Raw genomic sequence first — 14049 nt, 5'->3', positions numbered from 1 at the left:
GTTGGGTTGAAGCAGATTCCGCGGCGAGACAGCGCTCAGGATGTCCGAAGTTACAGACGAACCCTCGTTGGGTTGAAGCCCAAGCGAGACGCCTTGAGTCCGGACCCACCGCGTTACAGACGAACCCTCGTTGGGTTGAAGCGACCGTCCTCACCGACGACATCAACGAGCGTATCGGGTTACAGACGAACCCTCGTTGGGTTGAAGCCGTCTGGACCGTTAGTCGTCCGCGACCGCCTTAGTGTTACAGACGAACCCTCGTTGGGTTGAAGCGTCTAGGATTAGGCCGCCCTCCGTCTCTATGCGGGTTACAGACGAACCCTCGTTGGGTTGAAGCGACCCGGGTCGGACGGAACGTACGTTATCGTCACGCGTTACAGACGAACCCTCGTTGGGTTGAAGCCCGTGCCCGGACGCTCTCGGTACTGGTACGCCGAGTTACAGACGAACCCTCGTTGGGTTGAAGCGTGCTCGAAAACGGCCGAGACATGATGCTGCTCCCCGGTTACAGACGAACCCTCGTTGGGTTGAAGCAGATATACGACGAGAGTCGATTACCGTGGTACGATAGTTACAGACGAACCCTCGTTGGGTTGAAGCGACGAACTCTCGAAAGGTGACGAGATACCTATTGTTACAGACGAACCCTCGTTGGGTTGAAGCCGGCGGCTCCGGATGCGGGAGTTTCAGCGTCTCGCCGGTTACAGACGAACCCTCGTTGGGTTGAAGCGACTACGGCGAACATCCGAAGAACGTGATGGAGATCGTTACAGACGAACCCTCGTTGGGTTGAAGCCGGGAGAGGGAGTCGCCCTCTCGATCGAGCGCGTCGTTACAGACGAACCCTCGTTGGGTTGAAGCACTACGGTAGGCTCTCGCCTATTAAGCTAAGACCGTTACAGACGAACCCTCGTTGGGTTGAAGCCCGACGACAAGCAAGAACGCGAGACAGTCCTCAATTTTCAGTTAAGCCATTGTGGAATTGAAACATCCAGTGGAGTACGTCTCTGTCCAGACGAGTGACGAGGTTTCAGAAGGATCTTCGTAGGCTTGAAGCCGTCGTATGCAATGAAATCGCTAGGTCATCGGTCCTAAATTAATATTCACAAGGTTGAGACGACAACTGGTTGCCCGTATGATTGCTCGAATTCGCTGGTTGAATAATACCTGGTGGAAAAAGTGAATAATACGTCATTAAGAAGGAGGAGTTAAGTAAATACACTTACTCCTCCAGTAGAGGGAAAGGTTAAATAGCTCCCAGCTATTGTAGGTAATATGGATCGCATATAACCACCTGCCCACGGGAACCAACCACCACAGATGGTTGGTTCGGACCCTGGGCACAACGGAGTAGGACCGTTCACAAACGTCCTTACGGACGCGAAACCAAATAGGGCCTCAATAGGCATACACACTTCGAAAATGTTTCAGCAGAACGCAAGAATGCGGTTGAAGCCCTCTTCTGGATGAGTATGTGTATGCCAACACACTGTTTCAGCCGAACCTCCGTTGGAGCCAGAATAATCTTTTCTCCGACACCCGAACAATTATTAGCAACCCTCGAATGGGTAGGTTCTGTGTGGTCAGATTCCGAACACAATAGTGCAGGGATGAAATGCGTCTACTGACGGAACTATCCGCACGTTCCGACGCGGCCTACGATAATGCCCACCACTCGAAGCTTCAGGGACGGCTCTGGGGCGCACTCGATGGCACTGACTACGATGATCGCCACGATGCAGACGAACCACCAGGGTTCTGCTTCAGTCTCATTTTTCCACCGTATGATATGCGTGAAGGCGACCAGCGGTGGCTACTGACGGCTTCACCCGACGAGGAGCTACTAACGCATATTGCTCGCGACCTCAAAGCCCATCGCGAGTTAAATGTTGGTGAAATGTCATTTACTGTCGAAGAAGTCAACGCGCTCGCGCCCGATGTGGGCGAACCGGGAACCCGCGGCACGCTTGAATCCGGAACTGGCGTACTAGTACGCATTCCACCGTGGCAGCGCGAGAATTATGGCATTGAGGCTGACCACGGTGATTCGGCGACGTTCTGGCGACCAGAATACACGATGGAGCCGTTCCGAAAACAGGTCGTGGCGAACCTGGACCGTAAGCATGGGTTGTTCGCACCGGAATACCTGCCGGGACCGAGCGAGACCGGTAGCGAATTGTTCGATGAGTACGACCTACTCAAAACCTACGCGCTGCCGGTCGACGTGACCGAGGGCCAGCGGATGACCTACGTCGTGAGCAAGTGGAAGCTCGGGTACACGGTTCGGGATGACGACCATCGCCGGCATCTGAACCTCGCGCTGGACTGTGGTATCGGCGAGCGCAATGCTCTGGGGTTCGGCTTCCTCAACATCACCGAGCGCACCCGGCCTGGCGAAAGCGAACTGGAGGGTGAGGATGCTTTCGCCTGAGGAGTTCCGCGAGAAGTACCCTGAGGAAAAGCTCGCAGAGGAGCTCCCCGATTCGCCGATCGGGTCATTGCGAGACATTCAGTACCTCTATGGCAAGCTCTACACACTCGCGACGACGGGTGGTGGCGAGTACGCACCGTATCTCACACCCGACGCGGCTGATGACCTTCTCGACACCGACCAGAGCCTCATCGTCGTCCGCGTTGACCTCTCGGGTGAGGAACCCAGGCTCGCCGACGACCTCGATCCGGTGTCGGTAACGAGGTACAGCGATGAACTTGTACAGAAAGTAGGACACTGCAAGTACCCGGCTGCGCGCGGTATCGATCATAGTATCACCCACCAAGCAGGCAAGAACAGCGATCCGGAGAAGCTCGCCCGCTATGCACAAGAACGACTCACAAAGTGGGCGACGGACGACGTGGTTCAGGAGGCGACCGAGGACCACGAGCACGACTGGGTTATCGACGCGCTCGCGGAGCTTGGCGAAGATGAGGGCGCACTTGGCGAGATCGAGGACACACTCACCACCAAGCTCGGTGGCGAGTCAGCGACCGCGTTGCTCACGGTGAAAGTGCGACTCGACGAGGGCGGCAAGTACCTGTGGCCTGGCGACCTCGACGTGTTCTCCAAGGCAATGCGCCAGCGGAAACTTTCCAAACTCGTCACAAAGAACAAGGCGAAGAACTCCTCAGGGGAGGCAACGGACCTTGTAACGGGACAGCCGGCGCGAACGGTTGGCACGTCAGAGGACCCACAGAATTACTTCCTCGGCAAGCAGTTGGAGAAGTACCCTGGCCTCGACATTGAAGAGGCGTGGCGAACCCACCCGATCTCCGAGGACGCCGCAGTGACAGTGATGAACGCCGAGACGTTCGTCGAGGCGTGTACCTACCGGACCTTCGGCGCGAAGGTGTATTGTCTCCCCTACTTCTTCGGGCGACCGTCCCCGAAAACCACCCGAAAGCTGTACGATATGCTCTACTTAGCCGAAAACAGCGACGAGAGCAACGTTACGCCGATCGAAAAAGCATACCGGGATCGGGTGGAATTGGCGATCGACGAGAACAGTCTTCGATTTTATATTTCGGCAGTCATGCCGCACCAGATGTCGCGGTACGACGTCTTCGGCGAGACGTTGAACGGTCGGATACAGTACCCGGCCGAACTCGCGCGGTCGCACGTCGACGTGCTTCGGACCGCGGCGTTCCTAGATGACGACGACTGGAGCGCGGCGCTGCCGACGAGCGAAAGATGGGATTTGCTAAACGACGAGGGTCCACTGGGCGCGGTTGCGTCGGGTTGGTATTTCGCCCAGACACTCCCGACGGGTGACGATGATGCGAGTGCTGACGACATCCGGATCGAGGCGCTCGTAGACGTGCTCAGCGGAACTCCGATCCCAGTCTCGATGCTCCTCGATGGCTACGTCGAACGACTCATCGAAGAAGGGTCGGACGAACGATTCCCCGCGTTTCGGGTCGCGTCCCAGTACGCACAGCTGTGCGCGCTCGCGTGCGCTCACGGGGACTTCCTCGCACCGAACGAGCAGCAACGACTGATAGCCGAACCACCGACGTACGAACCACGAACCATGACATCACGAGAGAACCTCACCATCACGGACGGCGGATTCGCAGGCGAACAGAACCTCGAAGCGTTCATCGAAAACACACCGGCACTCGAAAACGACCAGCGCTGTGGCGCATTCTTGCTCGGTGCGCTTGTCGGTGCCGTCGGGAACTACCAAGAGTGGCACGAGGGACGCTCGACGACGCTCGTCGACCAGTTCCCGGTCAAATCAGTGTCCACGAACCGGATCAAGAAGGTCGCTCAGGATGCGATCGAGAAGACGCTGACTTACACGAGGGAGGAGAAAAAACGTGGTGGACAGCGGTACCCGGGAACAAAGTTCGATTACATCGTCGACCGACTTCGCGAAACGATCCTCAATCCCGACCCGGATGACTGGGACCTCGACAAGAACGACCTTCGATTCTACTACGCGCTCGGGGTAACATATGGAATGAACGACCGGCCGATCACGGAGGGCGATGTCGAGGATGAACCCACCGAGATCGAGGAGGTTGCACAATGACGACAGACCCCGACCCCGTCAAGCATCGTTCCGAGATCGTCTTTCTCTACGATGCAGTCGACGCGAACCCGAACGGCAACCCGCTCAGTGGCTCGAACCGACCACGAATCGACCCCCAGACCGACCAGGCGATCGTCACCGACGTTCGACTGAAGCGTTACCTCCGTGATCAACTCGACGACGACGGTCATGGCATTTACATCCGAAACGCGATGGGGGACGATGGGTATGCACAGACGCGCGAACAGCTCCTTTCAGCGTGCGTGAAGGACACCGTCGCCTACATCGAGAAGAACGGGATCGATGATATTGAGCACCCCGAACTCGCCGAAATGGCGTTCGGGGAGTTCCTCGACGAGAGTGCCGACGTGCGCTACTTCGGGGCGACGATGAGCATCGATGCCGACGATACGCTCGGCGATGTCGAGGACGCACTGCCGAACCACTTCACTGGCCCGGTGCAGTTCTCGCCGGGGAAATCGATGCACGCGGTCAACGAGAACGAGGAGTACGACAGTCTCACGAGCGTCATCGCGACACAGAGTGAGAAAGAACAGGGTGGCTTCGACCTCGCCGACAACCGCATCCAATACGGCCTGATCCGATTCCACGGGATCGTCGACGAACACGGGGCCGAAGACACGAAGCTCACGCCAACGGATGTCGAACGTCTCGATACGCTCTGCTGGCGCGCGTTGAAGAACCAGACCATCAGCCGGAGCAAAGTTGGCCAAGAACCTCGACTCTACTGTCGCGTCGAGTACGCTGAGGAGAGTTTCCATCTCGGTGGTCTCGACAAGGATCTCGCGCTCGATGAGGATGAATCGAAACCCGACAACGAACTTCGGAACGTTCGTGATCTTGCGGTCGATATCGACGGATTCGTCGAGCGGCTCAACGGGGCGAGCGACCAGATCGAACGGATTCGTGTCGTCGCCAGCGACGTACTCCAGTTCACCCACGAAGGCGAACTTGGCGGGCCGAAACTACTCTACGATGCACTCAACGACGCCGTGGGTGAGGCGGCTGTCGAATTCATCGACGTGTATGGGGAGTACCCGAAAACGCTCCCGGAAAACGACGTCGACGAGACGGAGTGACGATGGGCCAGGAATCGCCCCCTGAACCAACCGACGAAGAGGTGGCGTGGTCGCCGGAGCGGTGTCTCTCGGTGACGATCCGTGGCCCGTGGGGACACTTTCGGCGTGTCGAGGGTAACGTCGTCAAGCAGACCTATCGAATCATTCCTCGGACAACGGTTGCTGGGCTGTTGGCCGCCGTTCTCGGTATCGAGCGCGATGGCTACTACGACCTGTTCGGTCCCAATGGTTCTCGGATCGCCATCCAGCCAGTTTCACAGATTCGGACGCTGAATATGCCGATGAACACACTCTCGACGGCGGATAGCGACCTCACTTCCGTCAACTCACGGGGGAAACTCACGGTGAAGTTCCCGAACCCGACTCACCTTCGCCAACAGCACAACTACGAGGTTCTCGTCGACCCAGCGTATCGGATCGACATCGCGCTCCGTGACGAAGGGAAATATCACGAACTACGGGAGACGCTTGCGGCCGGAAAATCACACTACGTTCCGAGTCTCGGGCTCTCCGAACATCTCGCCGAACTCGAATATCACGGCGAATTCGAGATCCAAGACGGACCAACTGAGGAGATAATCTCCGTCGATTCGGCAGTTCCGAACGCGGTCGAAAATGTCGTTCCCGAACCTGACTCGCGGTGCCAAGTCGAGGAATCACCGGGATTCATGGAAGCTGACTCGGGGGGACGAACAACTACGGCGTTCACCTCGTACGTTTACAATCCCGATGCGGAGGCCCTGCGGGTGAAGAATGTGGAGACGAATACCGTGGACGGTCGCACGGTGGTATTTGTCTAATGGCTCTCGACCCGAACGAACGCTACTCTCATCCTCCCGAAGGCGATCAGCCGCCGGTCAAACTCGTCAGCCATCTCGAAGACGTCGCGGGAAGGATCGACCACCTCGTGTCCACGGACGCAACCACCCCAAGCGGCGAATCGCTTCACGAGATCGTTCGTCGGCTCGCACTCGTTCACGACCTCGGGAAGGCGACGGAGTGGTTTCAGCAGTACATCGACGACGACCGCCGGAATCCAAGGCAAGAGGAGAAGCGCCATCATTCCCCACTCGGGTCGTTCGCCGCGTTCGCCGTGCTCGAACGCGGTGGGTTCGAGGCGGAAACCTGCATCGCCGGATTCGTCGCGGTCGCGAAACACCACGGCCAGCTTCCCCACATGCTCAAGTACGTCGCGGGACGGACGGAAGGGAGCCTCAAAGGTGACGACAAGTCCCTCGACCTCGTCGCTCATCAGGCAAAAAACATCCACGACGAAGCACAGGCTGTCGCGAGAACTGTCTTCGAAAAAGCAACCGGCGACGGAGATAACTGGACGGCATTTGCTCAATCCCTTGTCGACGACTCACTCGTTGAACGTATAGCGGATCACGTCGTCCTCGATGAACAGCCGAACGTCGATGCGCTCTCCGAATCGTGCTATAGCCTCGTCCTCCAGTGTTGGAGTAGCCTCGTGCTCGCGGACAAGACGAGTGCGGCGGGTGCGGACAAAGGTCCCGAGACCTACGCGGCCGAATCGCCATCCACTGACCGGCTCAACGAGTACATCGCCGATATCGAGGATGGGGCGAGTGCCAACCCCGATGGAACGCGCGCCGAGCAGCTCAATTACCACCGATCGCGCGCCCGCACGTCGGTGCTCAACAATACCGAGGTGTTCGCCAACGAGGACAGCAACGTTGCGACGCTGACCCTGCCTACCGGAATGGGAAAGACGCTCACCGGGCTTTCGGCGGCGTTCGACCTCCGCGACCGGCTCGGCGGCGAGAGAGTGGTCTACGCGCTGCCGTTTACGAGTATCATCGATCAAGTGGTCGACGAGATCGAGACGATCTACGACACCAACACGGCTGGCCGGCTACTCACCGCCCACCACCATCTCGCGGAGACAGTCATCCAAGAGAAAGACGACGAGGAGGCCGACCTCGACGACAACGTGGGCGCGATGCTCGCGGAGGCGTGGCGTTCAGGGCTGACGGTGACGACGTTCGTCCAGTTCTTCGAGAGCCTCGCAGGGCCAAGAAACACCCAATCGATGAAGCTCCCGGCACTTAGAGATAGTGTAGTAGTTCTCGACGAACCGCAGAGCCTTCCGCTCGATTGGTGGAAGCTCGTGCCTCGACTTGTGGAGATCTTGACCGAGCAATACGATGTGACCGTGATAGCCATGACGGCGACCCAGCCCGAACTGTTCGATGGAGCATACGAACTCGTCGACGACCCCAGCAGCTATTTTGGAGTCGAGCGGGTCCAGTATGAACTCGATACCTCGGCCGAGCGTTACATCGATGACCAAACTGACCCGAAATCATACGACGGCGCGGCCGACGCGCTCCGTGATTCGCTCGAATCGAATGAGTCGGCACTTGCAGTCTGCAACACCATCGACAGCGCCCGCGAACTCACCGAACGCGTCACCGAATTCACAGGGGTCGATATCGGTGACATCTACGCCGACGAACTCGCCGCCGTTGGCGATGTGGATTCGGTCGACCCAGGAGTACTCGTCGGCCGCGTAGTCGAACGGGGGAACGATGCCCTACTCCACCTCTCGACACGGCTCCGGCCCGCCGATCGGCTGACGCTGATCGAGACCGCCAAACGACTTACCCAACGTGGCTACCCACTCGTCACAGTTTCGACCCAACTTATCGAGGCAGGCGTCGATATCAGTTTCGACCGGGTGTACCGAGACCTTGCGCCGATGGACAGCATCGTCCAGTCGGCGGGGCGGTGTAACCGCTCGTTCGAGAGCGACCGGGGTCGAGTCACAGTCTGGTGGCTCGATTCGCCGGGCAACCAAGTGAAGACGCCTGCAGAAGCCGTCTACAATCGAGGGGTGTCGTTGCTCCCGGTCGCGGCGAGCACGCTTGATGCTGTTCGCGCTGACGACGGATCGCTCTCCGAGACCGATGTCGCTCGAACTGCCGTCGAGCGGTACTACGAACGACTTCACGAGGAGAAGGACGTTGGGAAGCAGACCTATGCCAATTATGTCGACAACGCGAGAGCGGACGAACTCGGCCGACTATCGCTCATCGACCAACGGCACGCAGCCGACGTGTTGGTCTGTCGGACGGATGTGGAGCGAAAACTTGCCGAGCAAGTTCGGGAAGCGAATCACACTTACGAGTTCGAAGAACTCCGTCGGTTGCTCAATAAGACGAAACCGCTCCGTGTCTCGGTGCCGTACTATCGCGAGGATAGCCAAACCGCCGATGCGATCGGCGACCTTCCGGTCATAATCGAAGAGAACGGCCTGTATGAACTCGACGCTCGTCAGTACGCATCGCACTTCGACGGTACTACTGGGTTCGTCGTTCCTGAGAACACCGTTGACCACCTGTTCCTATGACCGAAGAACCAGTTCACGAAAACCCGGCAGCCGTTGACGACCCAGTCGAACGTCTTCTCGCCACCGCCAGGGACGACACCACCGAGACCCCATTCAGGGTAACAGGGGTGATGATGCAGTACTACCACGCCTGTGAGCGCGAGCTATGGTTCGTTAGTCGCCACCTCGAGATCGACCGTGAGAACGCAGCGGTCGTCCGCGGCACGCGAGTCGACGACACCGCCTATGGCGGTCGCGAGAGCAAGCATCTCGGGATGATTGCGCTTGACCTGCTGGAAGATGGTCGCGTGGTGGAGGTCAAACCCTCCTCGAAACTCGTTGAGCCCGCACGGATGCAACTTGCTTACTACCTCTGGTATCTCGACAGAGTAGCCGACATCCAGCGTGAGGGCGTGCTTGCCCATCCTCGCGAGCGAAAACGTGAGTCGGTGGTGCTCACCGACGACCTCGCCGAACGCGTTGAGGAATCGATTCGCGGGATCCATGCGGTCGTCACAAGCGATACGCCGCCATCTGCCAAGGAGAAACCATTCTGCCCATCGTGTGCCTACCACGACTTCTGCTGGTGTTAAAATGGATAGAAACTATCACGTGTTCTCGAACGGACGGCTGGAACGGCGCGAAGAATCCCTGCGGCTCGTCACCGAGGACAACGAGAAAAAACACATCCCGATCGAGAACGCCGAGGCGGTCTATCTGCACGGACAGGTGGACTTCAACACCGAACTCGTCGGCTTTCTCAACGACAACGGCGTCGCGGCCCACGTCTTCGGCTGGCACGACTACTACTCGGGATCGGTGATGCCAGAACGCGGTCAAACATCGGGCCAAACCCTCGTCGCACAGGTCGATGCATACCAGGATGCCGACCACCGTCAGGAGATCGCCGCATCGTTTGTCCGGGGGAGTATCCACAATATGCGTGCGAACGTCGCGTATTACGATGGTCGCCGTGACGAGTTCGGACCGACGCTCAACCGTCTTGATGAAGTTCGTGAACGGGTTTCGGAAGCGAGTGACGTTCCGGAACTCATGGGTTTCGAGGCAACGGCCAGAAAGGCCTACTACGACACCTTCGATCGCATCCTTGACGAAGAATTCGAGATGGGGAGTCGAGAGTACAACCCGCCCCCTAACGAGGTGAACAGTCTGCTCTCGTTCGGCAATTCACTGGTGTATGCGAACTGCGTGTCGGCGATCCGGGCCACCGCGCTCGACCCCGCGGTGAGTTTCCTCCACGAACCCGGCGAACGACGGTACTCGCTCTCGCTCGATCTTGCCGATCTATTTAAACCGTTGCTTACCGACCGCGTCACGTTCCGCCTCGTGAACCGGCGACAGCTCACCACGAACGACTTCGAGACCGAATTGGGGGCCTGTCTCCTCACTGACAGCGGGCGAAAGACCTACTCGAAAGCGTTCGAGGAGGCACTTGAACGTACCGTCCAGCATCCCGCGCTTGACCGAAAGGTGAGCTATCAGTATCTGCTCCGTTTGGAAGCGTACAAGCTGAAAAAGCACCTTCTGACTGGCGAGGCCTACGAACCGTTCGAGCGGTGGTGGTAGTAGCGTGTACGTCGTCCTCGTCTACGATATGGAGGCCCACCGGACCCAGCTGATGCTCAAACTTGGACGACGATATCTCACCCACGTCCAGAACTCCGTACTTGAAGGCGAGATATCGGAGGGAGACCTCCAACAGTTGCGTGGCGAGATAGAGGATGTTCTCGTGCCTGGTGAGTCGGTTATAGTCTACGAACTCTCCTCGGATAGCCTCTTGAACCGGACGGTCTACGGACAGGACCCAACTGAGGATAATCGTTTTCTCTGAGCAGTCGACCCCCAGGGGTAAATCAGCTATTCAGGGTCGACCGAAGAACTATACTGTGAACGGCCACTACGGCACGTATGTCCGCAATATCGGACATGGTTTCAGACGAACCCTTGTGGGGTTGAAGCGGATAGGGCGAGCATTATCTCGGCGTGGGGGTCCTCGTTTCAGACGAACCCTTGTGGGGTTGAAGCCGGTGGGTAAGCTATTTGTGCGTGGCGCTCTCACTGTTTCAGACGAACCCTTGTGGGGTTGAAGCCCCGAACTCGATCGTCGCCGGCGAGAACGAGTCGAGTTTCAGACGAACCCTTGTGGGGTTGAAGCATTCGGTCATCCGACTTGGGGACCGGAACAACTCGTTTCAGACGAACCCTTGTGGGGTTGAAGCCCAATCAATCGACCTCATGTAAAAGTCTATTACGGCGTTTCAGACGAACCCTTGTGGGGTTGAAGCCGTCGGTGTGTGGGTCCTCTCCCTCCTCAAACGGTTTCAGACGAACCCTTGTGGGGTTGAAGCGCGGAGGATGAACTCAAGAAGGCGTCGGAGCCGGATGGTTTCAGACGAACCCTTGTGGGGTTGAAGCCCGAATCGGAAGCGCCCTTCGCGGTCGACGCCGTGTTTCAGACGAACCCTTGTGGGGTTGAAGCGGCCAACAATTCATCCCGCTAATCGCCAACGCCGTGTTTCAGACGAACCCTTGTGGGGTTGAAGCCAGCGGATCGTGAACTGTTCGCCGCACTCGGGGCAAACGGTTTCAGACGAACCCTTGTGGGGTTGAAGCGGGAGGTAGGCCTATGCACGCACGAGGACCCCAACGGTTTCAGACGAACCCTTGTGGGGTTGAAGCATGGACCTACGCGTTGGACCGGAAGACTATCCGTGTTTCAGACGAACCCTTGTGGGGTTGAAGCCACTCTATTTGAGGTCATCCCTCAAGCCACCGCGCGGGTTTCAGACGAACCCTTGTGGGGTTGAAGCAATCAAGCGCGGAGCCGTGTGGTCTCGACGGTGAATAGTTTCAGACGAACCCTTGTGGGGTTGAAGCTGGGGGTACGTCTTACATCCGTGGCGGGACTGGCGGTTTCAGACGAACCCTTGTGGGGTTGAAGCCTCGCTGCTGTTGGTCTGAAAGCTGTCCAGCCCGCGGTTTCAGACGAACCCTTGTGGGGTTGAAGCCCCGACCAACCGGGCTATGACGAACCCGAGGACCCCGGTTTCAGACGAACCCTTGTGGGGTTGAAGCAGCGCGAGCAACTCGTGATCACGCTGGTTGGCCGGCACTAACGACTCAGGAAATACCCTCCGTCGCCACCGTCCACCTCTTACCAAACATTAGAACAGCGTATCGACTCAGATGTTAGGTAAGAATGCGGCGGCCACCGTACCTCGATCCCTCCAAGAATCCGGGACCGCGAACGAAAGCAGTATTAATCGCCGTTATCGGCCCCGCCGTCTTTCAATAACACTACAGAGGCGCTAAGGAAGACCCAGATATACTCTACAGGCTAAAAGATTGATAACAAAACTGAGAAAAGAAGCCTCATGCCGGAAAGCAGCATTCCTGGTGGACCACCAGTACTTCCTCTGCTCATTCTTCTCGCGGTCGGGGGCGCTCTCGGGATAATCTATACGACAATCAAAGAGGACACCATCAAGGAAAACCCAGTCCCGCTAATCGGGAGTATAGCCGTCGTGACAGGGTTCGGCATCACTATTCTCGAAAACACCTCGAATACACCGCTGGCGATCCTCATCGGCGTCGTCTCGATTGCAGTGTACATTACAGGCTTTGAACGGCGCAAGGGTGACAAAGCTCGCTGAAAGACCCACTTCAAACACCTCTGGTGTGATCATCTACGAGCGCTGACTCTCTGAATCGTCCTGTACAACTACCTTCATCGAGATCAGACGTCCGTTTCACCCTTCCAACAACCTTCCTCTCGCATTGCTGCGCTGGCGTTCTGGCTCAGTTGGTCTTTCGGCGGTCAACGTGGCCATCCGATAGTCAGAGCCGATACGATCCGGCGGACTCATACTAGTTGAGAAGGTATCGCCCATCTTCGTCCACGACAGCTGCTTTACTGGTAGACGGAAAGAGCCCAAGACAACCCCTGAGATGTGTACCAGTTACCCGTCAATACTATTCCTCACTTCCAAGGCCAGAACACCTCCAAACGTCCCCACCCACCTCCACGGTCCTGCTCGCGCCCACAGCGCCCTGCGCGGGCTTTCGCAGAATAACTCCACTCCCAAGGACCACCGCGAGCGCAACGGCGCTCACAGCGCCTTCTCGCATCGCTCAGAGCAACACACGAACACCAGCCGTCAGCATCAGGCGTTAGCCTATTGCCCCGGCTGAAGAAGACCCCTGTACGGCAATAGCCTTCTCGGCGTTGCCACCGCATTCCCAGTTGAAGGCAGGGAATGCACGAGGTTGCTGCTACAATAGCAGATCATTGCAATCGTATCATTTTGATATAGTGAATAGTGGACACAAAGGCTTATAGATTTAGCACAGCTATCTGTATGTATGGGAACGAATACAAAGACCGTGGCTCTCAGTGAAACCGCATACGAGCGCCTCAGTGCAAAGAAGCGCGACGGAGAGAGCTTCAGCGATGTTGTAGAACGATTAGCAGGTGAGCGTTCACTGCTGGAAATTGTAGGCACAGGTGCAGCCGATGACGAGTATGAAAAAGCGGTAGCTGATGCGGGTGCGAGTCTCTCTCGGTCCGCTGAGGAGACACATCGAGAGCTCGTCGATGAGCCGTGATTCTCGACACCTCGTTTCTACTCGATCTTCGTCACGGCGATCCGGACGCGATTTCGTGTGCGCGTACTATCGAGGATTCCCCTGAACAGGTACGGGTCTCCGCGATCACTATGGCCGAACTCCAAGCCGGGGTTCCTCGTGCATCTGTTCCGCTTGATGAGCACACAGAGGTCGTGGATGTGACCGCATCTAAAGAGATCGTGCCGGTAACTCGATCGATTGCGTTGCGTGGTGGACGGCTCTATGGTGAGCAGCAAAACGCAGGCAAGGCAGTCGAACTCGATGACTGTTTGATTGCTGCCACCGCGCTTGGATTTGAGGAACCGGTAGTGACACGCAATATCGACCACTTCGAGCGGTTTGATGGCCTATTAATTCGTGACTACTGAGCAATCGGTCACGGTTCCGGCAAAGAAGTGATCGAGGGCGTCCCTTACCACGC

General features: G+C 57.5%; 11 protein-coding genes and 2 CRISPR repeat arrays (1 of these 13 cut by a window edge). All 11 genes read left to right on the top strand.

Going from position 1 to position 14049, the window contains the following annotated elements; all coding sequences use genetic code 11:
* A CRISPR array of direct repeats spans positions 1 to 925; the repeat unit is 30 nt; unit sequence GTTACAGACGAACCCTCGTTGGGTTGAAGC; it reaches 147 nt to the left of the window's first position.
* Between the two features lie 690 nt (positions 926 to 1615).
* The 11 genes from cas6 to D3261_RS02820 all read left to right on the top strand — a co-directional run bounded on the left by cas6 (position 1616) and on the right by D3261_RS02820 (position 13996).
* The gene (gene cas6, locus D3261_RS02870) at positions 1616 to 2431 is read left to right on the top strand and encodes a CRISPR-associated endoribonuclease Cas6 (protein ID WP_120068646.1); all 816 of its coding nucleotides are present in this window, start codon (positions 1616 to 1618) and stop codon (positions 2429 to 2431) included.
* Positions 2418 to 4529, top strand: a complete 2112-nt coding sequence (cas8b, locus tag D3261_RS02865; protein WP_120068644.1) for a type I-B CRISPR-associated protein Cas8b/Csh1 — start codon at positions 2418 to 2420, stop codon at positions 4527 to 4529. The genes cas6 and cas8b overlap by 14 nt, the downstream gene beginning before the upstream one ends.
* Positions 4526 to 5629 carry a type I-B CRISPR-associated protein Cas7/Csh2 gene (cas7b, locus tag D3261_RS02860; protein WP_120068642.1) on the top strand — a complete coding sequence of 368 codons (1104 nt, stop codon included), beginning with the start codon at positions 4526 to 4528 and terminating at the stop codon, positions 5627 to 5629. Before cas8b ends, cas7b begins: the two co-directional genes overlap by 4 nt.
* Positions 5630 to 5631: 2 nt before the next feature.
* Positions 5632 to 6429 carry a type I-B CRISPR-associated protein Cas5b gene (gene cas5b / locus D3261_RS02855; RefSeq protein WP_120068639.1) on the top strand — a complete coding sequence of 266 codons (798 nt, stop codon included), beginning with the start codon at positions 5632 to 5634 and terminating at the stop codon, positions 6427 to 6429.
* Positions 6429 to 9002: a CRISPR-associated endonuclease Cas3'' gene (locus tag D3261_RS02850; protein ID WP_120068636.1), complete on the top strand. Its 2574-nt coding sequence runs from the start codon at positions 6429 to 6431 to the stop codon at positions 9000 to 9002. Before cas5b ends, D3261_RS02850 begins: the two co-directional genes overlap by 1 nt.
* On the top strand, positions 8999 to 9574 hold the full coding sequence (locus tag D3261_RS02845; RefSeq protein WP_120068634.1) for a CRISPR-associated protein Cas4: 576 nt from the start codon (positions 8999 to 9001) through the stop codon (positions 9572 to 9574). Before D3261_RS02850 ends, D3261_RS02845 begins: the two co-directional genes overlap by 4 nt.
* Position 9575: 1 nt before the next feature.
* Positions 9576 to 10568: a type I-B CRISPR-associated endonuclease Cas1b gene (gene cas1b, locus D3261_RS02840; protein WP_120068631.1), complete on the top strand. Its 993-nt coding sequence runs from the start codon at positions 9576 to 9578 to the stop codon at positions 10566 to 10568.
* Positions 10569 to 10572: 4 nt separating this feature from the next.
* On the top strand, positions 10573 to 10833 hold the full coding sequence (gene cas2, locus D3261_RS02835) for a CRISPR-associated endonuclease Cas2 (RefSeq protein WP_120068628.1): 261 nt from the start codon (positions 10573 to 10575) through the stop codon (positions 10831 to 10833).
* Between the two features lie 98 nt (positions 10834 to 10931).
* A CRISPR array of direct repeats spans positions 10932 to 12077; the repeat unit is 30 nt; unit sequence GTTTCAGACGAACCCTTGTGGGGTTGAAGC.
* A gap of 299 nt (positions 12078 to 12376) precedes the next feature.
* Positions 12377 to 12655, top strand: a complete 279-nt coding sequence (locus tag D3261_RS02830) for a hypothetical protein (RefSeq protein WP_120068625.1) — start codon at positions 12377 to 12379, stop codon at positions 12653 to 12655.
* Positions 12656 to 13364: 709 nt separating this feature from the next.
* Positions 13365 to 13607 (top strand): antitoxin VapB family protein, encoded by a 243-nt coding sequence (locus tag D3261_RS02825; protein WP_120068622.1) that lies wholly within the window; start codon positions 13365 to 13367, stop codon positions 13605 to 13607.
* Complete coding sequence (locus D3261_RS02820; RefSeq protein WP_120068619.1) at positions 13604 to 13996, top strand: PIN domain-containing protein; 393 nt, start codon at positions 13604 to 13606, stop codon at positions 13994 to 13996. Before D3261_RS02825 ends, D3261_RS02820 begins: the two co-directional genes overlap by 4 nt.
* Positions 13997 to 14049: the final 53 nt, after the last annotated feature.

Origin of the sequence: Halococcus sp. IIIV-5B, from assembly GCF_003602035.1 — an archaeon.
Classification (GTDB): Archaea; Halobacteriota; Halobacteria; order Halobacteriales; family Halococcaceae; genus Halococcus; species Halococcus salsus.
Note: the sequence above shows the minus strand (reverse complement) of the source record. Positions and strands in the feature narration are given on the sequence as shown.